The sequence below is a fragment of the Halobacteriovorax sp. HLS genome (genome assembly GCF_004006665.1).
GTDB lineage: Bacteria > Bdellovibrionota > Bacteriovoracia > Bacteriovoracales > Bacteriovoracaceae > Halobacteriovorax.
The window spans coordinates 405,956-426,572 of the sequence record NZ_QOCL01000001.1 but is presented as its reverse complement, the minus strand read 5'-3'; the positions used below and the strand labels follow the sequence as shown (position 1 = coordinate 426,572).

General features: G+C 35.1%; 18 protein-coding genes and 1 tRNA gene. 16 read left to right on the top strand and 3 right to left on the bottom strand.

Translation table 11 applies throughout. The features are described from left to right. Window positions 1–5 precede the first annotated feature (5 nt). From DPQ89_RS02105 to DPQ89_RS02085, 5 genes are all read left to right on the top strand, one after another. Window positions 6–965, top strand: a complete 960-nt coding sequence (locus DPQ89_RS02105; protein ID WP_127714683.1) for a hypothetical protein — start codon at window positions 6–8, stop codon at window positions 963–965. A gap of 3 nt (window positions 966–968) precedes the next feature. Further along, the gene (locus DPQ89_RS02100; RefSeq protein WP_127714681.1) at window positions 969–2,078 is read left to right on the top strand and encodes a hypothetical protein; all 1,110 of its coding nucleotides are present in this window, start codon (window positions 969–971) and stop codon (window positions 2,076–2,078) included. A 158-nt stretch (window positions 2,079–2,236) separates the two neighbouring features. Further along, window positions 2,237–3,547: a PhoH family protein gene (locus DPQ89_RS02095; RefSeq protein ID WP_127714679.1), complete on the top strand. Its 1,311-nt coding sequence runs from the start codon at window positions 2,237–2,239 to the stop codon at window positions 3,545–3,547. Between the two features lie 3 nt (window positions 3,548–3,550). Further along, window positions 3,551–4,120 (top strand): PilZ domain-containing protein, encoded by a 570-nt coding sequence (locus DPQ89_RS02090; protein WP_127714677.1) that lies wholly within the window; start codon window positions 3,551–3,553, stop codon window positions 4,118–4,120. A 132-nt stretch (window positions 4,121–4,252) separates the two neighbouring features. Further along, entirely contained in the window at window positions 4,253–5,344 is a 1,092-nt protein-coding gene (locus DPQ89_RS02085) for a porin (RefSeq protein ID WP_127714676.1), read from the top strand. A 91-nt stretch (window positions 5,345–5,435) separates the two neighbouring features. Here DPQ89_RS02085 and DPQ89_RS02080 read toward each other — a convergent pair whose 3' ends face one another. From DPQ89_RS02080 to DPQ89_RS02070, 3 genes are all read right to left on the bottom strand, one after another. Then, window positions 5,436–5,723 (bottom strand): hypothetical protein, encoded by a 288-nt coding sequence (locus DPQ89_RS02080; protein ID WP_127714674.1) that lies wholly within the window; start codon window positions 5,721–5,723, stop codon window positions 5,436–5,438. A gap of 139 nt (window positions 5,724–5,862) precedes the next feature. After that, window positions 5,863–6,465 (bottom strand): DedA family protein, encoded by a 603-nt coding sequence (locus DPQ89_RS02075; protein ID WP_127714672.1) that lies wholly within the window; start codon window positions 6,463–6,465, stop codon window positions 5,863–5,865. A gap of 74 nt (window positions 6,466–6,539) precedes the next feature. After that, a complete protein-coding gene (locus DPQ89_RS02070; RefSeq protein WP_127714670.1) occupies window positions 6,540–7,142 on the bottom strand; it encodes a peroxiredoxin in 603 nt (200 codons plus the stop codon). A 314-nt stretch (window positions 7,143–7,456) separates the two neighbouring features. Here DPQ89_RS02070 and DPQ89_RS02065 point away from each other — a divergent pair, with 314 nt between their 5' ends. The 11 genes from DPQ89_RS02065 to DPQ89_RS02015 all read left to right on the top strand — a co-directional run bounded on the left by DPQ89_RS02065 (window position 7,457) and on the right by DPQ89_RS02015 (window position 20,605). Next, the gene (locus tag DPQ89_RS02065) at window positions 7,457–8,065 is read left to right on the top strand and encodes an ATP-dependent Clp protease proteolytic subunit (RefSeq protein ID WP_127714668.1); all 609 of its coding nucleotides are present in this window, start codon (window positions 7,457–7,459) and stop codon (window positions 8,063–8,065) included. A 16-nt stretch (window positions 8,066–8,081) separates the two neighbouring features. Further along, window positions 8,082–9,392: an ATP-dependent Clp protease ATP-binding subunit ClpX gene (gene clpX / locus DPQ89_RS02060; protein ID WP_127714665.1), complete on the top strand. Its 1,311-nt coding sequence runs from the start codon at window positions 8,082–8,084 to the stop codon at window positions 9,390–9,392. Window positions 9,393–9,528: 136 nt separating this feature from the next. Then, a complete protein-coding gene (locus DPQ89_RS02055; protein WP_127714663.1) occupies window positions 9,529–11,757 on the top strand; it encodes a methyl-accepting chemotaxis protein in 2,229 nt (742 codons plus the stop codon). Between the two features lie 295 nt (window positions 11,758–12,052). Further along, window positions 12,053–12,310 (top strand): hypothetical protein, encoded by a 258-nt coding sequence (locus DPQ89_RS02050; protein ID WP_127714661.1) that lies wholly within the window; start codon window positions 12,053–12,055, stop codon window positions 12,308–12,310. A 27-nt stretch (window positions 12,311–12,337) separates the two neighbouring features. After that, window positions 12,338–13,684: a DUF3373 family protein gene (locus DPQ89_RS02045; RefSeq protein WP_127714659.1), complete on the top strand. Its 1,347-nt coding sequence runs from the start codon at window positions 12,338–12,340 to the stop codon at window positions 13,682–13,684. 391 nt (window positions 13,685–14,075) lie between these two features. Beyond that, window positions 14,076–16,502, top strand: a complete 2,427-nt coding sequence (gene lon, locus DPQ89_RS02040) for an endopeptidase La (RefSeq protein WP_127714657.1) — start codon at window positions 14,076–14,078, stop codon at window positions 16,500–16,502. 142 nt (window positions 16,503–16,644) lie between these two features. Beyond that, the gene (locus DPQ89_RS02035) at window positions 16,645–17,064 is read left to right on the top strand and encodes a VOC family protein (RefSeq protein WP_127714655.1); all 420 of its coding nucleotides are present in this window, start codon (window positions 16,645–16,647) and stop codon (window positions 17,062–17,064) included. Window positions 17,065–17,157: 93 nt separating this feature from the next. Further along, a tRNA-Val gene (locus DPQ89_RS02030) sits at window positions 17,158–17,232 on the top strand. 186 nt (window positions 17,233–17,418) lie between these two features. Then, window positions 17,419–19,551 carry a chemotaxis protein CheA gene (locus tag DPQ89_RS02025; RefSeq protein ID WP_127714653.1) on the top strand — a complete coding sequence of 711 codons (2,133 nt, stop codon included), beginning with the start codon at window positions 17,419–17,421 and terminating at the stop codon, window positions 19,549–19,551. Then, on the top strand, window positions 19,551–20,051 hold the full coding sequence (locus DPQ89_RS02020) for a chemotaxis protein CheW (protein ID WP_127714650.1): 501 nt from the start codon (window positions 19,551–19,553) through the stop codon (window positions 20,049–20,051). Before DPQ89_RS02025 ends, DPQ89_RS02020 begins: the two co-directional genes overlap by 1 nt. 104 nt (window positions 20,052–20,155) lie before the next feature. Next, on the top strand, window positions 20,156–20,605 hold the full coding sequence (locus DPQ89_RS02015; RefSeq protein WP_127714648.1) for a cache domain-containing protein: 450 nt from the start codon (window positions 20,156–20,158) through the stop codon (window positions 20,603–20,605). Window positions 20,606–20,617 lie beyond the last annotated feature (12 nt).

Below are 20,617 nucleotides of genomic sequence, written 5' to 3'. Positions count from 1 at the left end.
TACTCATGAATAAAATAATTATATCTGTTCTCTTTGTTCTTCTTCTTTCCTCTTGTGGAAAAAAAGATGAAAAAGTTGAAAATGCAATTCTTAGAGCAAACCTAGCATTGACTCGTGGTCAGTGCCAAGAAGCAATCTCGATACTAGAATTAGAAGGTCGTCAAAATCATAACGATAGTTATTTAAAAACACTTGCTTCTGCATATGCTTGTAAGTCTGGCTATAGTACTACTGTGCTCTTTGGAACAGACTTAGCAAAAATCTCTGATGTCAATTTACTCTTTAGAGAGTTTAGTACTTTTACTACTAGTCCTAATGATGCCGTTGATAATGTTAATTTCACAAATCTTCAAGCTGCATTAGATATCATTCTCTATGCTGGTGGCCTTAGCTTAACCCTTAATCCAACATCTGATTTACGTTTGGCTGCATTTGGAGATAAGGGAAAAGATATTAATTCTTTTGGCTTTTATCTAAGTATGGCCCAGCTTGGAAAATTTAATTACTTCTATGGTAACGCTAGTGCTTTAACTGGTGCTAAAGGGGGAGGGGGACAAGGGAACCCTTGCTATTTAGATTACAATGCTAGCGTTGATGCTTTTTTAACTTCAATTGGTACAACGGGGACATGTGCTCCGGGCTCCAATAGTGGCCATACAGATTTAGTTGCAGGAGCTGATCTAGTCAACCTTCAAAATGCTTGTCATGGAATCATCTTATTCAATAACTTTATTGATACTTTAGATAGCTTTATAAACTCGGCAACGAGTGATGAATTTAGTGATTTTAAACTATTGGGGACGGCGATAGAGTTGTTAAAAGCCGCCATACTCGTTGCTAAACCAACTTTTGATACACGGCTTTTTGATACAACTAGCCAGGCTAGATGTGAAAATTTATTTGCAGGAAATGACGAAGACATAATGTATTTCTATGCAGGTATTTTTGAAACTTTACACAGGTAACAATTGAAAAAACTTTTCTTAGTTTTACTATTTACTTTCCCATTTAATCTCTTTTCAAAAGAGATTATACATATTGGTCGCTCACCGAAAGCTTTAGTTTTAGGGGATGCCTATACTGCAAGAGCAGATGATGAATATACTCTCTTCTATAATCCTGCAGCACTAGGAAGAAATGGTGGAATAGAAATAACTCCACTTAACCCTCAATTTGGAATTACCAATGCGCTAGATGAAGTTGATAGGTTTAAAGATTTTCCTTCGAGCGATCCTGCTGCTATTGCAGATAGATTACTTGGTTTTCCTGTTTACTTACAAGCAGGGGTTTTTCCTGGGCTTAAAATGGCCACTTTCGGGTTTAATTTATTTGCTCAAACGAGAACTAGTTTTCTTCTTCAAAATGCAACTCACCCAATAATTGACCTCGATTATAGAGTGGATAGAGGTTTTGTCGCTGGATTTGCTTTAAACTTTGGAAGTGGAGGGAAAAAGCAAATGGGAAATAGAACTTCCGTTGGTATTTCTATTAAACATAGTCAAAGAGAAGGGATAGACGGTGAGTTTGATTTATTTGGAACTGACCTTCTTGCAAAGATTACAAGTAATACAAGCTCGATTGATGATTTACGTAATTCTATTGGTTGGTCAAAAGGAAAGGCCTGGGGTGTTGATTTGGGCTTTGAACAGGCCTTTAATACAGGCATGAGTGAATTTTCATGGGGCGTTAGTATTTTAGATGTGGGTGGCACTAACTTTAGAAGAGTGTCTGGCAATGCGGTGATTCCTGAGCAAGAAATGTATGTTAATGCAGGTGGTAATTGGAAGCAGTCTTTAGGTCCATTTGCTTACTCACTATCCTTTGATCTTGCTCCTTTAAATATCTATATGCCTTTTGCTAGACGCTTTAGAACGGGCCTAGAAATTGAATTGCCGTTCATTTCCTTATTAGGTGGCTATTCTGAGGGATTTATTAGTTATGGAGCAGAACTTAGGCTCTGGCCTTTTAAGATTCTTGCAGGCTTCTATAGTGCTGAGGCAGGTGTAGATTTCAAAGAATTTGAATCAAAAAGGGCCGTTATTCAATTAAATCTTCTTGATGTTGATATAGATCTATAATTTTTTTGCATCTTCTTATTCTTTTCTCTACAATAAACAATAATAGAAATAATCAAGGATTAGAATATTTCTCAGCCTATCGTATCAACCAATTTCCTTATAACTAAAACTTATATCTATATTAAGAAGAGAAATAATACTCTTTTTGGAGGTTCCTTTTGAAAAAAACTTTTGTCCTAGACACAAATGTTATTCTATTTGATCCAACTTCAATTTTTCAGTTTAAAGATCATCTTGTCTTTATTCCTCTTGTTGTTGTTGAAGAAGTTGATCGCTTTAAGAAAGATCAGAATGAGAATGGACGTAATGCGAGACACTTTTCTCGACTTGTAGATGATCTTCGTCAAAAAGGACCACTATCTAAAGGTGTAGAACTTTCTAATGGCGGAACTCTGATGATCTCTGTCGATAAGAAAGTTAAGAATCAATATGAAGATACAATTGATTTAACTATCAATGATAATCTTATTCTTTCTTCTGCTTTAAGTCTTAAGGAAGAAGGGGATGATGTTTACTTAATAACTAAAGATATTAACTTAAGATTAAAGGCAGATATCTTTGGGTTGAACTCTGAAGACTATGGAAAAAAGAATATTTCATTAGATGAGATTTATCATGGTCATAGAGTTTTAGAAATGGATGAGACGGCCTTAGCAAACTTTGAAAAGAATCGTCATCTTCCTTTTGAAGATGCTGAGGAAATGGATATTTATCCAAATGAATATATTGTTATTCAAGCTAAAGGAAATGATAGAAAAAGGGCCCTCGGAAGATATTCTCTTGCTAAAAAGGGGATAGTTCCATTAATTCCAATGCGTGAAGGGATATGGGGAATTTATCCTAAAAATATGGAGCAACAATTTGCTCTAGATGCATTACTAAATGATGAGGTTAAGCTTGTTACTTTAGTTGGTAAGGCCGGAACGGGAAAGACTCTTCTAGCAATTGCTGCTGGTTTAGAAATGACTATCAATCAAGAAAAGTACACGCGACTACTAGTTTCAAGACCTGTTCAACCGATGGGAAAAGACCTTGGTTTCTTACCTGGTGACGTGAATGAAAAGCTTGCTCCTTGGATGCAGCCAATCTTTGATAATATGGACTTTCTATTTAATCAAAATAGAGGGGGCGGATCTTCTTATGATGACCTTATAGAGCACGGACTTCTACATGTAGAACCTCTAACTTATATCAGAGGACGTTCAATTCCGGCGCAGTACTTAATTGTAGATGAAGCACAGAACCTTTCTCCTCATGAAGTTAAGACAATCATTACAAGAGCAGGAGAGGGGACTAAAGTTATTTTAACTGGCGATCCTCAACAGATTGATAGTCCTTATTTAGATGAAATAAATAATGGTCTAACTTATTGTGTAGATCGTTTAAAAACAGAAGATATCGTCGCTCACACTAGTTTAAAAGTGGGTGAGAGATCGGCACTCTCTGAAGCGGCCAGTAAGCTGTTATAAAAAATGTCAGAGGCCTTATTTAAAAGAAAACATTTAAGATCACCTTTAACAACGATCGCTCTTTATCAGAGCGATCGTTATGTTTTTAAGGCCTATTGTCTTAATATTTCTGAAGGTGGAGTTCTTCTAGAAAACCTGCCAAGTGTTCCTGAGGTTAATGCTATTCCTTTACTTTTATCTATTCCTCAGTTTCCTGAATTTTCCTCACTCAGTGCGGAGAGAATAGCTGAAATTGGTATAGATGAGTTGAAGACAAAAAATATTAGAGTCAAAGCTAGAACAGTGAGACAATTTGAAGGTCTCAGTGCTGTGGATCAAATATTTGTAACTCGAATTGGCTGTGAGTTTGTTCATTTAAATGATGAAGCGATTGAAACAATAAAGAAATATGTGTCAATCTTTGCTAAGAATACTATTTATCTTTTAAACTTATTTGAATCTCATGGGAACTCTGAGCAAAAAAAGAAGCATCTGCGTTATGTATCTTCTTTGTTAGGATATGATCCAGATCAGAAACTTTCACTATTACGTCAAAAAGTTCTTCACGATTATCAATCGCTTGAATCGCTATAGTCTGCTTTCTTTAGATTATCTAAATTTTATTAAATTAATCAATATATAGCTTTGCTTCTTCATTAGTTTAGTTTTAGAATTTAGTATAAATTAATATTATAAATTTGTTTCATTACTAACAAGGAAGGATAAATGAAAAAATTATTAGCACTAGCTTCTGTAGCTGTATTTGCAGCTCCTGTTGCTCAAGCAGAAATGAAAATGCCAACGGTTTACGGTAAACTTAACAAGTCTTACCTTCACGTTTCTCAAGAAGATGTTTACAACAGAAAGTCTACTCCAGGTTTAGTAGATGTTGATAACTCTGAATCAAGATTAGGTGCTAAAGGTTCTTACGATATGGGAACTTGGAAAGCTAATTATGCTTTAGAGATGGGATTTAACTCAACAGCTGCAAATGACGGTACAGGTACTTCTGGTAGAATCAGAGTTCGTCTTGCAAAAGTTGATTTTGAAACAGCTTACGGTACAGTTACTGTAGGTCAAGATTATACTGCAACAGCTTTAGCTGTTCTTGGAATTGATACATTCAATGGAACAGTTGCTTCTGGTGTAGGTGCTGATTATGCTGCTTACGTTCAAAATGCTGCTTCAGGTGTTGGTTTCCTATATAGATCTAGAAAAGATCTAGTTAAATATTCGACTCCTTCATTTGGTGGAGCGAAATATACTATTTCTGTTGATAAGAATGATGACAGATCTAACACATCAACAGATGCTGGTGGACAACCAACTTACTTTGAGCACCTACTTTCTTTTGATAAAGATTTAGGAATGGGGAAGCTTGGTCTTCACGCAGGTATGGTTACTTGGGCAAAGTCTGCTACAGGTGATAATTCAAACCTACTTTTTGGTGGTAAGTATTCAATGAATGGTTTCACTGTTCTTCTAGGTTGGTCTCAAGAAGAAAACAAGAAGACAAATGCAACTACTGATGTAGAAAAAGGTAGAATGACTGCTGGTCTTAAGTATAATCATGGTGCTCACACAGCAAGCCTTGGTTACTACAAGCTAGAAAATGAAACAAAAGTTACTGGTGGTACAACTACAAAAGTTGAAGATACTCAGATCTCTGTAGGATATGATCATATGTTTAATAAGAATGTTTCTATGAACGCAATCTTTACTTCACTTGAGCATAAAGATCCTGCACACGTAGCTGTTACAAATGTTAAAAACAATGACGCTACAATCTTCTCAGTAGGAACTGTTTTAAAATTCTAATTTTTATTTAAAACTTAGATATAAAAAGGCCACTCATTCGAGTGGCCTTTTCTTTACACAAAAAAGAGGGATTTGATCTATTGATCAAATTTTAAAGTATATCTTTTATCTTTCCAAAATTCTTTTCTAAGTTCTCATTAATGACAGTTAATCCATTAGAAAAAACATCAGAGTCACCTTTTAACCTATTAGTGAATTCTTTAATAATTGTTTTAGATCTTAAAGAGACTTCTTTATTTAGTTTGCCATTATTAAGTTCTTTTAAGGCCTCTTCTGCCTCAACCATTAGGTCATGAAAGTTCAAAACTTTTAAGTATTTCATTAAAGATTTTTCTTCTTTAAGTTCAGTATAATTATTAAGGTTCAGCACATTTTTCACATTTATCCCTTTATTTAGATAGCTGTGAAGATACTTTTTGATCTTCACAATTTCTGTGAAGCACTTATCCCAAAATATTTATATCTCTTCAAGAAGTACGCGTAGCGACTATATAATTTACACAAGTTTTGTGAATATCTTATACTTTCAATGATTTAGAGTTCTTTTTTCTTAAAAATAATATGAGAGCAACAATAATGGCTATTGAAAACAGGATTATATTACCTTTTTTAACATATTCAATAACTGTTTTTCCGTAATGATAGTAAAGAGAAAAGAAAGTCACACAGGAGATAGAACAAGCAATGAAGTCACTAATGGCAAACTTCCATGCATTCATTTTTCCTAATCCAGCGCTTAAAAACAATGCGTTTCGAACACCGAAAGGAATAAAGCGGCCAAAAAGAAGAGTGAGTATTCCGTATTTCTCGTAAAAATTTGTTATTTTCTCAATTTTTTCTGGCGAAGCGATAGAGGAGAGAAATTTAATTTTAAAAATCTTAGTACCAAGATATCTTCCCATAAGGCCGTAGCAGATAAGGTCGCTTATATAGGCCCCTGCAAATACGGCTATAAAAAGTGCTGTAGCATATTCTGGATTTTGGGCTGCAAGGATTGCAGAAACAAAAAGCATCAAGTCTTCTGATACGGGAATATTGAATCCAGCTAAGAAGAGAAGACCGAATATAAGGTATGGTGCAATGGCAACATTGAGTTGAATATATTCTATAATTTGTTCCACTTTGATAATCCTTTACTAAAAAGGCCGCAATAAAATTATTGCGGCCTTCGTACATTTGAATTTAAATCAATTGATTATAATTTGTTAAAGTACTCTTGAGAACCAGTTGGATCTGGCTTCATAGTGTCAGCACCCTTGTTCCAACCAGCTGGACAAACTTCTCCATGCTTAGCTGTATACTGGTAACCTTCAACAAGTCTTGCAATTTCTTCAACATTTCTACCAACAGATAGGTTGTTGATTGAACATTGTTGAACAATATTATTATCGTCAATGATAAAAGTCCCTCTAAATGCAACAGCATCATCCATAAGAACACCGTAGCTTCTAGCTACTTCTTTAGTAAGGTCAGCAAGTAGTGGGTAAGCAATTTCTCCAAGTCCACCTTTGTTTCTTGGTTGTTGTGTCCAAGCAAGGTGAGAGAATTCAGAATCTACTGAACAACCAATTACTTCACAGTTCATGTCTTTGAACATTTTAATCTTGTCAGAGAATGCAGTAATCTCAGTAGGGCAAACAAAAGTAAAATCTAGTGGGTAAAAGAAAAGAACTTTCCACTTTCCTTTGTAATCAGAAAGAGCGATTTCTTTGATTTCTCCGTTAACAACGGCATTACCTTTAAATTCTGGTGCACTTTTACCAACAAGAGTTGTTGGATATACAGTTTCAGTAGTCATAATGATCTCCTTTAAGTGTTCAAAAAAATTATTTTAAAAACTTTATGATCAATTCTTTCTAAATTCAAGACTAGGCAAGCTATAAAATGAGATTTTACTTAAACAAAGTCATAATGGGCTATTGCAATAAAATACAATGACAATTTTGTCTAATGGCCGAGTAGTTTACCTTGAAATAACAGGGTGTTACAACTCTTTCCTATTGTGGATTTCTTTAACAAAGATTACTCTTATACATTAAAGTATTTGTTGTTTTGGCCGACAAGTATCAAAGAATACGATCATTTATTTAATCAACAAAGGGTAATAAAACCATGACGAATCCGAAAATGCACATCCCAAATCCAATTGTTATCGAACAAACGGCCAGGGGAGAGAGACAATATGACATTTATTCTAGACTCCTACTGGATAGAATCGTTTTTCTTGGAACGCAGGTTAATGATACAGTTGCGAACTTAATTATGGCGCAAATGTTATTTTTGGAAACAGACGATCCTGAAGCGCCGATTCATTTCTATATTAATAGTCCAGGTGGATCAGTTTATGCTGGCCTTGGTATTTACGATGTTATGCAATACATCTCTTGCCCTGTTCATACTTACTGTGTTGGTCTTGCTGCATCTATGGGATCTTTACTTCTTACTGCTGGAGCAGAAGGGCACAGATACTCTATGCCTCATTCTAGAATTATGATTCACCAACCTCTTGGTGGTGCTCAAGGGCAATGCTCAGACATTCAGATTCAAGCAAAAGAAATCCAAGATCTTAAAGATCAATTAAATGGTATCTATATTAATCACTCTTCTAAAGAGATGACGATGGATAAAATTGTTGCTGAAACAGATAGAGATAATTACCTATCTCCTAAAGAAGCAATTGAGCTTGGAATTATTGATCAAATTATTGAAAAAAAGAAATAGATAAAGGAACACTAAGATGACTAAAGAAAAAGGAAGCTACAACAGCACTCTTCATTGTAACTTTTGTGGAAAATCACAAAAGGAAGTAAAGAAGTTAATTGCTGGACCTAGTGTTTATATTTGTGATGAATGTATTGAACTTTGTAATGACATTATTTTCGAAGATTCGATGAAATCAACAAGTAAAGCATCACTTGATAATGTTCCTAAACCACATGAGATTAAGGCACATCTTGATAATTATGTAATTGGACAAGATAGAGCTAAGAAAATTATCTCTGTTGCTGTTCATAACCATTACAAGAGAGTTTCTCATGGGCAAGCGGCCAAAGGAAGAAAGGATGATATCGAATTAGCGAAATCAAATATTCTTCTTGCTGGTCCAACAGGTTCAGGGAAAACATTGATTGCTCAGTCCCTTGCGAAGTACTTAAATGTTCCTTTTGCAATTGCTGATGCGACTTCACTAACTGAAGCTGGTTACGTAGGGGAAGATGTTGAGAATATAATTCTCAACCTACTTCAATCTTGTGACTACGATGTTGAAAGAGCCCAAAGAGGGATCGTTTATATTGATGAGATCGATAAGATTGCAAGAAAGAGTGAGAACCCTTCAATTACTAGAGATGTATCTGGAGAAGGTGTTCAGCAAGCACTTCTAAAGCTAATAGAAGGGACTGTCGCTGCTGTACCTCCAAAGGGAGGAAGAAAGCATCCGCAACAAGAGTTTATTCAAGTCGATACTAAGAATATTCTCTTTATTGTGGCCGGAGCTTTTGTTGGGCTTGATAAAATTATTGAAAAAAGAATGACTAAGAGACCAATGGGACTAGTTAAAAAGTCTGAAGGTGTTGAACAGTCAGTTGTTGAAAAACTTGGTGGTATTGAAGTTGAAGATTTATCAAAATTTGGATTAATTCCTGAATTTATTGGACGTCTTCCAGTTAATGCACTTTTACAAGAATTGGATGAACAAGCACTTGTTCAGATTCTTACTGAACCAAAGAATGCAATTACAAAACAATACCAAAGATTATTTGAGTACGACGGAATTGAAGTAGAGTTTGAAGAAGATGCTCTTAAAGAAGTTGCTGCTATAGCAATGAAAAAGAGAACTGGAGCTAGAGGCCTTAGAGCAATTCTAGAGCAAACGATGTTAGATGTTATGTATGATGTACCTGCTAATGAAAAAGCATGTAAAATTATTGTAACTAAAGCATCGATCGAAGGTAAAGAATCACCTAAAGTTGTTGAAGGAGAGAGAAAGAAGAAAGAAACTTCTGGAAGTACTTTAAAAACTAAGAGTGATATTGAGTCTGCTTCATAAAGACTTCTAATCTAAAGATAAAATTAATTTTCACCTCGCCCCGATTATATCGGGGCTTTTTTATGGAAAAAACTAATATATAAATCATCTATACCGAATAGATTTATAATATTGTTAAATTTTACCGAGTGAGAATATGAAAAAAATCAGATTAAAAACAAAACTTCTCTTAATTTCTGCAGGTATGGTATTTCTTTTTGGATTAGTTGTACTTTTTCAATTTGAAAAGGGTCTAAGTAAACAAAGAGATAGTATTATTGCTGGCTTTTCACTCTATTCAAATGCTCTTGAAAGTTCCATCTCTCAAGTTTTCTACTCTCAGTATCATAACGTTCAATCATTTGGGAAAAATGATGGAATTAAGAATACAAAAGACCCTGAAAAAATGGAATTTATTCTTAATGAAATTATAACACTCTATCCACTGAATGATGTCCTTCTTGTTACTGATCTTAAAGGTAATTTAATTGCTTCTAGTTCGATTGATTCTGCTGGAAAGAAAATAGATACAAAGATTTTGAAGTCTCATAATTTTTCAAATGAAAAATGGTTTAAAGACGCAGTGTCAGGGAAAATGACAGAGAATTTTAAAAAGAAAATTTTTGGTTCAAGACTTGGGCATCCTATTGTTGATGAAATTATAACTAAGGCCTATGGGAATAAGCGCTATGGAACACATTTTACAACTATGCTAGAGGATGAATACGGTGACCCTCTAGGAGTTTTAACTGCTTTTACTAATTTCTCATGGGTAGAAAATGAATTAAGCTCTCTGTATGATGCTCTTAAAGAGTCTGGAAAGGACGATGCTTCAATTTATCTACTCGATAAAGCAGGTCTTGTTACTGCTTACTTAGGTAAGAATAAAGATAGTGTTTATGGGGTACAAAGAGATTTCGATAGTAAACTATTAAAACAAAATATTTTTTCTTCTGGAAATGAAGTAAGTAAGTTATTAAGTAGTGGAAAAAATGGAAGTATCGTTGATAAGTCCTTTTCTGAGGATAGTGAAACTCTTTATGCTTTTAGAAAAATAAATAATGAAAAATTCTTAGAGAAAATTGGGTGGTCTGTAGTTGTTGGAATGAATCCAAGTGTTGCCTTTGGTGATATTATCGAACTAAGAACTACTTTTTATACAACATTTGTCGTGTTGCTTATTTCATGCTTAGTCATTTCATATTTTATTTCAAATAATTTATATAATAAATTAAATGAAGTCGTTAGTGGATTGAAGGAGAGTTTTGGAAGAAATGCAAAATTCGTAGGAGATCTGCAAGGGATGTCTACTAAAGTTTCAGACATGTCTGCAAATCAGGCTTCTGCCATTCAAGAAACTGCTTCGACCCTTGATGAAGTTTCACAGATGGTAAAGATGAGCGCACAAAATGCTGAAAAATCGGTTGAAGTTGCAAAGTCTTCTGAAGATAATGCAAATGATGGTAAGCATATTGTTTCTCAAGTAGTCAGTGCTATGAATGAAATTAAAGGGTCTAATGAAGAGATTCTTAATCAGACAACTGAAGGAAATAAGAAAATTAATGACATTGTTAAAGTGATTAACGAAATCTCTGAAAAAACAAAAGTTATAAATGATATCGTGTTTCAAACGAAGCTACTTTCGTTTAACGCGTCTGTAGAAGCTGCTAGAGCGGGTGAGCACGGCAAAGGTTTTGCTGTCGTTGCAGAAGAAGTGGGGAATCTTGCTCAAATGAGTGGGAAAGCTGCAGATGAAATTGGTGAAATCTTAAGTGATAGTATTGCAACTGTCGAAAATATTGTTAAAGAGTCTCAATCAAGTATTGAACGTATCATGGTTAAGTCGAAAGAAAAAATTGATGAAGGGATCGAAGTTTCTGGAAAGTGTGATGCTGCCTTAAATAGTATCGTTAATGATGTTAAAACTGTTGCCTCTATGGCACAAGAAATCTCGACGGCAACAAGAGAGCAGGAGCAAGGTGTTTCTCAAATCGCAGAAGCAATGAACCAGCTTCAAGAAACAACTCATGAGAATTCTCAGATCGCAGATCAAACTTTAACTTGTTCAAGACAATTGAATGAAGAGTCTCTTTACTTAAAAGATGTTGTAGCAACACTTGAAAGTGAAGTTATAGGTGGAACTGGTATTTCACAAACTAAACGAATTCAAGCGCCAAATAAAGTAGAATCAAAAAACACAGAAAGTACTAAGAGAGCAGAACCGTCTGGAAAAGTTCTTTCTTTTAAGGAAAAGAAAAATGAAAGTACACGAGTTGCAGCAGCTGAAAGTGTTAAAAAAGAAACGAACTCTGGAGTTCACCACACTCCTTCGGCGGTAGGCTCAGATATCCCAAAACAAGACGATCCAAGATTTGAAGATATCTAAAAGTGTAAATTGGCGGTCTTTATTCAATAAAGGCCGTTTTCATTTCTAAAGATAACAATAATTTTTTAATTCATATCTTCCCACTCGGTTATAAGTATTTTGACCAAGCTAATTATTCGAAAACGCTTCTATGACGAGCTATTTTGCATATTCAGAGGTGCTGATTTAGTCCAAAATGAATAATCTTCCAATATTCTTCTTAACTTAGTTTAGATAAATATATTTATCCTTTTAAATTTCTATGGATAATAGTTTAAAAAATGATTATTAATCGAACATAGACTAAGGAGAGTGTATGACGAAGAAAATTTTCTCGTTAATTTTTCTAGTAGGACTAGGGCTACAGCCTCAAGTTTTTGCTGGTGCAAAGGACGATTTTATTAGTGCAGTTAAACAGCATTGTGGAAAAAGTGATGGAGATGCAGCTGCTTTAGCTACTCCTGGAAGGGCCGGAAATGTTATCAAGCTTAAAACTTGCAGTGGGGCAACAGTTCAAATCTCATCTGACTGCTCTCTTCCATGTAAAGATGCTTCTTCTTCTATTGGTGGATAACTAAAAATAAAATACAAGGATGTTAATATGAAAAAAATAATGACAATGGCCTTTGCTACGGCCGCTCTTGCAACAGGAGCATCAGCGCAAACATTAGAAGAAAGAGTTGAAGAGCTTGAACTATCAAGAGATTTAAATATTTTCTCATTTGATGGACAACTAGAAAATAGAGTAGATACTTATTCTTCAGTGGATGAAAAAAACTCTACATCAGTAGAAAATACAAATAAAACTTTATGGGCAACTTATTTTAAGCTAAATATGTCAGCGAAACCTAATGACAGATTAAGCTTTTATGGACGTCTTGCTATGTCTAAGAGTTGGAATGATTTCGCAGCTAGAGGAGGATCTTCTATTGCGACTGACTCTGGTTCAGGTGGACGTGATAGAGCAGGAACAAAGTTATATGTTGAGAGAGCGTTTATTAATTACTCAATAACTAATAACTTAGTTTATACAATTGGTAGAATGCCAACTGTCGATGGTCCTCCATATCATTTTTCTGCAGGTACTGCTCGCTCAGGAGCCTATCCAATGGTTTCATACGCTTATATGTTAGACGGTATGGCGCTTACTTATGGACTTAAGACTGGAGATGTAGGAACACTTAATTTAAGAGCGATTTATACACCTACAGCATTCATCGACAAGACAGCTGATTGGACTGATAACGATTCTTATGATTCTAATGGTCGTAAAGTTAAGAATACTTCAAATATGTGGTCTGTCATGGCAGATTATGAAGGAAACCCAACTGATTCGTATGACGGTCTAAATATTATTGGGCAGTATCTTAAAGCTGATGATATTTTCCTTGATGGTGTATTGCCTGTTTGTAGTACTACAACTGGTCTTTGTTCTGGAACAACTCAAAAGGTTTCAAGTTTAAGATTCAAGCTTGATACAATTGTTCTTTACGCTGAAATGAATGGTATTGCGAAAACAGGTCTTGATCTTTCTCTAACTTGGAAGAAAGTTAAAACAACTTCAACTGGAACGTATGCAACCGCTGGTGGAATGTATACTCCTGCTTCTACGGCTGCATCTGTAACAGAAAGTTCGGATAATGTTTTACTTCTTGCTACTGCTTATAACTTTGGTAATAAGTATAAAGTAGGTTATGAGTATATTGATATTGGGGACAAAGCATTTCAACTTGATAGTACTGAAAACGCGATAGGTTTTTATGGGGGAGCAGGTTCTAAAGGATCACATGCTTTTGCTATGACTAAGTTTAATTCAAGCCTAAAGTTAGTTCTAGGTTATATGAGTAAAACTCATAAAAAATCTTATGTTAATGGTGTTCTTGGAGCAGGAACAAATATTAAGCAAAAAAGAACTGCTGGTTATGCTAGATTAATTGCTAACTTTTAGAAGTTAGAAAATTATACTTGAAGTTTAAGGCCCTCTCTCCGGAGGGCCTTTTTTTTTGGACAAAATGATACCTGGAAAATATTTCTTTTTTAGTCTCTTCTAACATTTATTAACTTTATTAATATTTTTTGATTTAAAAGTTTAATAACTTTTTCTAACATTTGGACAAGAAAACACAGTTCTTTCATGAAAAACAAATATTTAGAGTACTCAAAACAAGCTATATGAGGGATATAACAAACGATAAGAATTTTTTATAGGAAATATAGGCCTCTCTTTTTTCTTTTGACCGAGGCTCTTTTTATGAGACAATTTATACAAGACATACGATTTAGCGACATGAAGTCCTTGTGTATGTTACCCAATCAATACCAGTAGTGCAGGAGGTACTATGTCAGACAATACTAAGTCTGTGAACTCTTCAAAGAGATTCCCTCTTCTTCCCCTAAGAGATGTTATTATCTTTCCACATATGGTGGTTCCTCTATTTGTAGGAAGAGAAAAGTCAATTGCAGCCCTTGAAGAAGCAGCAAAGAACAACAATGAGCTATTTTTGGTTACACAAAAAGACGCTAATGTTCTAAACCCAGAAAGAGCAGATGTTTACGAAGTAGGTACAGTCGTAAATATTATTCAAATGCTAAGATTACCTGACAATACTGTAAAGGTATTAATTGAAGGTAAGTATCGTGCCAATATTAATGAGTTTGTAGCGAAGCCTGAAGGTTACTGGGCCGAAGTTACAAAAGCACAAGTTGATGTTGTTGATGCTGTAAATCTTGAAGCTACAATGAGAAGCATTAAGAGTACATTCGAACAATATGTAAAACTCAATAAGAGAATACCACCAGAACTTCTAATGAGTATTTCTTCTATTACGGATCCATCGAGATTAGCAGACATTATTGTTGCTCATCTAAGTATGAAGATTCCTGAGAAGCAAGAAATTTTAGAAGCTGTAAATGTTGAAGATAGACTTCATCTTCTTTTAGAGAAGATGCAAGGTGAGATTGAAGTTATTAATGTTGAGAGAAGAATAAGAACTCGCGTTAAGCAACAAATGGAAAAGTCTCAAAAAGAATATTATTTGAATGAGCAGATGAGTGCAATTCAAAAAGAGCTTGGTCAAAAAGACGACGGTAAGACTGACATTAATGAAATGGAAGAAAAACTTGCTGCTAAAGTCATGCCTGATGAAGCAAGAGATAAAACTTTAAAAGAGATTCAAAAGCTAAAATCTATGTCTCCAATGTCTGCTGAAGCAGCAGTCGTTAGAAATTATATTGACTGGATGATTAACCTTCCTTGGGGAGAGTACTCAACAGACGATAATAATATAAAGAGAGCATGGGAAGTTCTTGATGATCATCACTATGGAATGAAAGATGTTAAAGAAAGAATTGTTGAATATCTTTCTGTTAGATCTCTTGTAAAAGATGAAGGAAAGGGAACGATCCTTTGTTTGGCGGGACCTCCTGGTGTTGGTAAAACGTCAATTGCAAAGTCTCTTGCCGAATCACTTAATAGAGAATTCGTAAGAATATCATTAGGTGGTGTAAGAGATGAGTCTGAAATACGTGGTCATAGAAGAACATACGTTGGAGCTATGCCTGGGAAAATTATTTCAGGACTTAAGAAAGCTGGAACAAGTAACCCAGTAATTCTTTTAGATGAAATTGATAAAATGAGCTCAGATATGAGAGGGGATCCTGCTGCAGCAATGTTAGAGGTTCTTGATCCTGAACAAAATAAGAACTTTGGAGATCACTATATTGAATGTGAGTACGATCTATCAAAAGTCATGTTTATTATGACTGCAAATGATTTAGGACAAATTCCTGGACCGTTAAGAGATAGAATGGAAATTATTCATGTCTCTGGATATACTCCACAGGAAAAATTACAAATTGGTAAGAGATACCTATTTAAAAAAGCTATTAAGAGCAATGGACTTGAGGATTATGAAGTTTCAATTAGTGACTCATCTGTTTTACAGGTTGTAAGAGGTTACACAAGAGAAGCTGGTGTAAGAGAGTTCGAAAGACTTTTAAATACTGTTTGTAGAAAAATTGCTACTGAAGTTGTTGCAAAGGATCACAAAGCAGGGAAGAAGTTCTCAGTTACTCCTAAGCAACTAACAAAGTACTTAGGTCCTAAGAGGTTTGATAGAACTGCAATTGAGCAAGAACCTCAAATCGGTCTTGTGAATGGACTAGCTTGGACTTCGGTTGGTGGTGAGTTATTACATATTGAAGTTGTAACTCTTCCTGGAAAAGGACAAGTTAAAGTTACAGGTAAGTTGGGTGAAGTTATGCAGGAGTCTGCATCAGCAGCACTAAGCTATGTAAGATCTATAAGTGCTAGACTTGGTATTGATGCTGAATGGTATGATAAGAATGATATTCACGTTCATGTACCAGAGGGAGCAACTCCAAAAGATGGTCCTTCTGCCGGTATTACAATGGTTACAGCTTTAACTTCGGCGATTACAGGAATTCCTGTAAAGCAAACTGTTGCGATGACAGGTGAGGTTACAATTAGAGGTAGAGTGCTTCCAATTGGTGGACTTAAAGAAAAATTATTAGCTGCGAAACAAGCTGGTATAGATACTGTGATTATCCCAATTAAGAATGAAAAGGATCTTCCAGATATTCCAACTGAAGTAAAGAATGGTTTAACAATCATTCCATGTTTCCAAGTTGATAATGTTCTTAAATATGCTCTTGAGTTACAGAACCCAGAGCAGTTCATGCAACATGTGGCAACACCACTTAAAGTTATTGATTCAGATACAGGAGCAATGGAAGTTGCTAACTGATAAAGCTTAAAAGATAGTATTTTTATGCTTGATGGTATTGGGGTGAAAAGGGAGACATTAGTCTCCCTTTTCTTTTTTGTTCAGTAAAATAAATTTCAATTTTTTAGACCAATGAGTTAGACTCCCTAAAAAAGGAGTCGTTGTGAAATTTTTGCATTCAATGATAAGAGTTAAAAATCTAGATGAGTCGCTAGATTTCTATGTTAATAAATTAGGCTTGATTGAGACACGTCGCTCAGATTATCCTCAAGGAAAATTTTCTTTAATCTACTTGGCCACGTCCCCAGGGGAGCCAGAGGTTGAGTTGACTCATAATTGGGAGCAGCAAGAAGAGTACTCTAGTGGTAGAAACTTTGGACATTTGGCCTTTGAAGTAGATGATATCAATGAATCTTGTAAGACTTTAATGGATAAGGGTGTGACTATACTTAGACCGCCTAGAGACGGCTATATGGCCTTTATAAAGTGTCCGGATGGTATATCAATAGAACTTCTCCAAAAGGGTGGTGCCATTGAACCTATGGAGCCATTTGTGAGTATGGAAAATACTGGAACTTGGTAAATAGTTAATATTGAATCAAAAATTCTTTAAAAAAGTATTTGACAAAAAAAAGCGGGATATATATTCTAGCGCTCCAAACAGCAAAACAGATCTGGGCGTGTAGCTCAGTGGGAGAGCGCTGCCCTTACAAGGCAGATGTCGCAGGTTCAATCCCTGCCACGCCCACCAGATTTTTTATATAAAAGCCATCTTTCGAGATGGCTTTTTTTTGTCCACTTGTCCATTACCTGAGTATTTTGATCCTTAAGAAAACTTAATTTTAACTTAATATGGATATTTCTATTAATTTCTCTAAATATATGTCGAAAAGCCAAAGGAATAGAACATTGATGTTCATAATTTTGAAGGTTTTTAATGGACGATTTTGAAAGAGAGCTAAAAGAAGATTTCCTAGATGAGTCACTTCAGTTACTTGAAGACACGGAGCAGTCATTTCTTGCTTTAGAAAATGATAAAGAAAGCTCTGAACTCTTAGATCAAATTTTTAGACTTGCCCACAACCTAAAAGGGACTTCTAGGGCCGTTGGTTTCGGTGAGGTTGCTGAATTTACCCATGAAATGGAAAACCTAATCTTAAAAGTTAAAACAGGTGAATTACCAGTAACTGATGGAATTGTTTCCCTTCTATTAGAGTGTAATGATCATATAACACATATGATTCAAACCCTTAAAGATGATATGGATGCAACATTTGAAAGTGAAGCCATTGTTGCAAAAATTCACTCTGCTTTAAATGGAGATCTATCTGGTGAGCAAGCTGTAGAAGCTACAGATTCTAATGTTGAAGAAGTAGAACAAATTAGTTCTGAAATCATAGCTGATGAATCAAACTGGGAAAGTGAAGATTCAATAGACTTTGAAAGTGAATTAGAAGAAATATTAGATGAAGTTATTGGTGAGGAGCCATCAAGTAACGAAGATACAGAAATATCAGCGGCAGCTCTTGAGGCCTTGAAAGAATTAGGAAATGTTGATGATAGTTTATTGGCAGAATTAGAGTCAAAAACTGAAACTATTATTGAAGAAAGTGCAGCTGCTCCTGAGATATCAGCTGCAGCAATTGAAGCTCTTAGAGAGCTAGGAACTTGTGACGATGATATTATATCGGGACTAGAAGACACAAAGACTGAACAAGGTTTAAAGTTTTCAAATGCTGCTGATAAAACACCAACTGTTACTGCTCCTGCGGATAACGTTCAGCCTATTAAGCCAGTTGTAGAAGAGAAAAAGGCTGCACCAAAAGCACCTGCTGCTTCTAAGTCACCGGCTAAAAAAATAACGGAAGATGAAAGTATAAGAGTTTCACTATCAAGAGTAGAGAAGCTTAATAATGTTGTAGGAGAGTTAGTTATTCTACAAACAGTATTAGATCAAAGTAGGTTTAGTGCCGTTCAGGATCAACTAACAAATAAATCTATATCGCAACTAGGAAAACTATCAAAAGAGATTCAAGAAATCTCAATGTCACTTAGAATGGTTCCTGTTAAATCAACTCTACAAAAAATGAGTAGAATTGTTAGAGACACTTCTAAAACTCTAGATAAGAAAGTTAAGTTAACACTTTTTGGAGAAGAAACAGAAATTGATAAAACTGTTCTTGAGCATTTATCAGATCCTCTTGTTCACATAGTAAGAAATGCTGTTGATCATGGTTTAGAGTCAACAGAAGATAGAGTTAAAAGTGGTAAGGATGAAGTTGGAAATGTCACAATTAGAGCATTACATGAAGGAAATAACCTTGTAATAGAAATCTCTGATGATGGTAGTGGTATTCCTGCTGATGTGATTAGAAGAAAGGCAACAGAAAAAGGTCTTATTAAGCCAGGTCAGTCTATTTCTGATGAAGATATTATCCAATATATTTTTCATCCAGGTTTTTCGACGAAAGAACAAGTTACAGAAGTATCTGGACGTGGTGTTGGGATGGATGTTGTTAAGACAAATATAGAAAAGCTATCAGGTGAAGTTAAAGTTAAAACTGAGCAAGGAAAAGGTTCTGTGTTTAAGGTTGTACTTCCTCTGACAATGGCGATTATTGATGGAATGGTTGTTAGAACTGGTGGAGAAAAATTTATAATTCCACTTTCTCAAGTACATGAGTCATTAAAGCCTACTAAAGAAATTATTCATGAAGTTACAGGTTGGGGAAAATGTCTGAATTTAAGAGGTCAGGTATTACCGCTTTTTAATGTAGGAAAAACTCTAAGTGTTGCGATGGATGAAGGTACTGAGTCTGATAAGATTGCAATCATCATTCAGGCTTCAGAAAATCCTTTTGCTGTTTTAGTTGATGATATACTTCATCAGCAGCAAGTGGTGATTAAAACTTTAGGTGAAGAAATTAAAAATACTAAAGGCTTCATGGGAAGTTCAATTCTAGGAGATGGTAAACCATCTTTTATTCTAGATTTAAATGAGCTTTATAGCGGATCAATGAAGAAGAATAATACAAATATTAAAGAAGACTTATTAGGAAAGGTGGCGTAATGAACAATGAAAATCACAATCTCTCACTCGCTGAAGAAGAAAGCTCAGAAATTCAGAGATTCTTGGAGTTTAGTCTTGGAGCGGAAGATTATGCAATTCCATTACTATCAGTTCGTGAAGTAATTTCTGTTCCTGAAACAACTCCCATACCGAAAGCTCCTCCTCATTTTCTAGGAATTATGAACTTAAGAGGACAAGTTATTTCTGTTGTCGATATGAGAACGAAGCTAAAAATAAAGGCCAGAGAAAATAATAATGAAGAGAGCGTTATTATTGTTGATCTTGATGGAATGAATTTAGGAATAGTCGTAGACTCGATAAATAAAGTACTGGCCTTTTCCTTAAAGGAAGTAAATGAAGTTCCTGAAATTGAAACTCAAGTTAATGCTGAATATATCTACGGAGTTTATCGAAAAGAAGACTCCCTTACAGTTCTTCTAAACGTTGCAAAGGTTCTTGATATAAAAGACGTCAATGCAATGAAAAAAAGAGCAGCATAAATTAAGCCACTATGTGGCTTTTTTTTTGAATTTATTTATAAATTAAGGTTATTTTTAGTTAAGAAAAATTGAGAAATGGACGATTCTTCAACAAAGGAGAAATTATGAAAAAACTATCGCTATTAGCAGTGGGCGTGTTCTCACTGTGCATGTCAAACACTTTTGCAGCAGACTGTTCTAAAGAACAAGCTAAAGAATCAGTAGAGAAAATGTGTGATTTAATTAAGGCCAAAGGTAAAGGTGCTCTCGGAGAAATCGGAAAGTATAGATACTGTGGGTCTAACTATGTTTGGATTCAAGATTCAGACGTAAAAATGGTTCTACATCCTATTAAAAGAAGACTAAATGGAAAGGACCTTAAGGGAAGTAAAGACGAAAATGGCGTTCCTTTATTTGTTGAGTTCGACAAGAAAGCAAAGGCCGATGCTGCTGGTGGTTGGGTTGATTATGTATGGGCCAAGCCTGGTGCAGAAAAAGCAACACCAAAAGTTTCATATGTTAAGAAGTGTGAAGGTGGATTAAACTGGATCGCTGGTTCAGGTATTTGGAAATAATTTAAAATTTGG

Excerpts from the sequence above, each read along its gene's own strand:
- DPQ89_RS02045 (WP_127714659.1), top strand. The coding sequence starts at position 12,338 with ATGAAAAAAATAATGACAATGGCCTTTGCTACGGCCGCTCTTGCAACA.
- DPQ89_RS02065 (WP_127714668.1), top strand. The coding sequence starts at position 7,457 with ATGACGAATCCGAAAATGCACATCCCAAATCCAATTGTTATCGAACAA.
- DPQ89_RS02025 (WP_127714653.1), top strand. The coding sequence starts at position 17,419 with ATGGACGATTTTGAAAGAGAGCTAAAAGAAGATTTCCTAGATGAGTCA.
- DPQ89_RS02105 (WP_127714683.1), top strand. The coding sequence starts at position 6 with ATGAATAAAATAATTATATCTGTTCTCTTTGTTCTTCTTCTTTCCTCT.
- DPQ89_RS02015 (WP_127714648.1), top strand. The coding sequence starts at position 20,156 with ATGAAAAAACTATCGCTATTAGCAGTGGGCGTGTTCTCACTGTGCATG.
- clpX (WP_127714665.1), top strand. The coding sequence starts at position 8,082 with ATGACTAAAGAAAAAGGAAGCTACAACAGCACTCTTCATTGTAACTTT.
- DPQ89_RS02070 (WP_127714670.1), bottom strand. The coding sequence starts at position 7,142 with ATGACTACTGAAACTGTATATCCAACAACTCTTGTTGGTAAAAGTGCA.
- DPQ89_RS02090 (WP_127714677.1), top strand. The coding sequence starts at position 3,551 with ATGTCAGAGGCCTTATTTAAAAGAAAACATTTAAGATCACCTTTAACA.
- DPQ89_RS02055 (WP_127714663.1), top strand. The coding sequence starts at position 9,529 with ATGAAAAAAATCAGATTAAAAACAAAACTTCTCTTAATTTCTGCAGGT.
- DPQ89_RS02085 (WP_127714676.1), top strand. The coding sequence starts at position 4,253 with ATGAAAAAATTATTAGCACTAGCTTCTGTAGCTGTATTTGCAGCTCCT.
- DPQ89_RS02020 (WP_127714650.1), top strand. The coding sequence starts at position 19,551 with ATGAACAATGAAAATCACAATCTCTCACTCGCTGAAGAAGAAAGCTCA.
- lon (WP_127714657.1), top strand. The coding sequence starts at position 14,076 with ATGTCAGACAATACTAAGTCTGTGAACTCTTCAAAGAGATTCCCTCTT.
- DPQ89_RS02050 (WP_127714661.1), top strand. The coding sequence starts at position 12,053 with ATGACGAAGAAAATTTTCTCGTTAATTTTTCTAGTAGGACTAGGGCTA.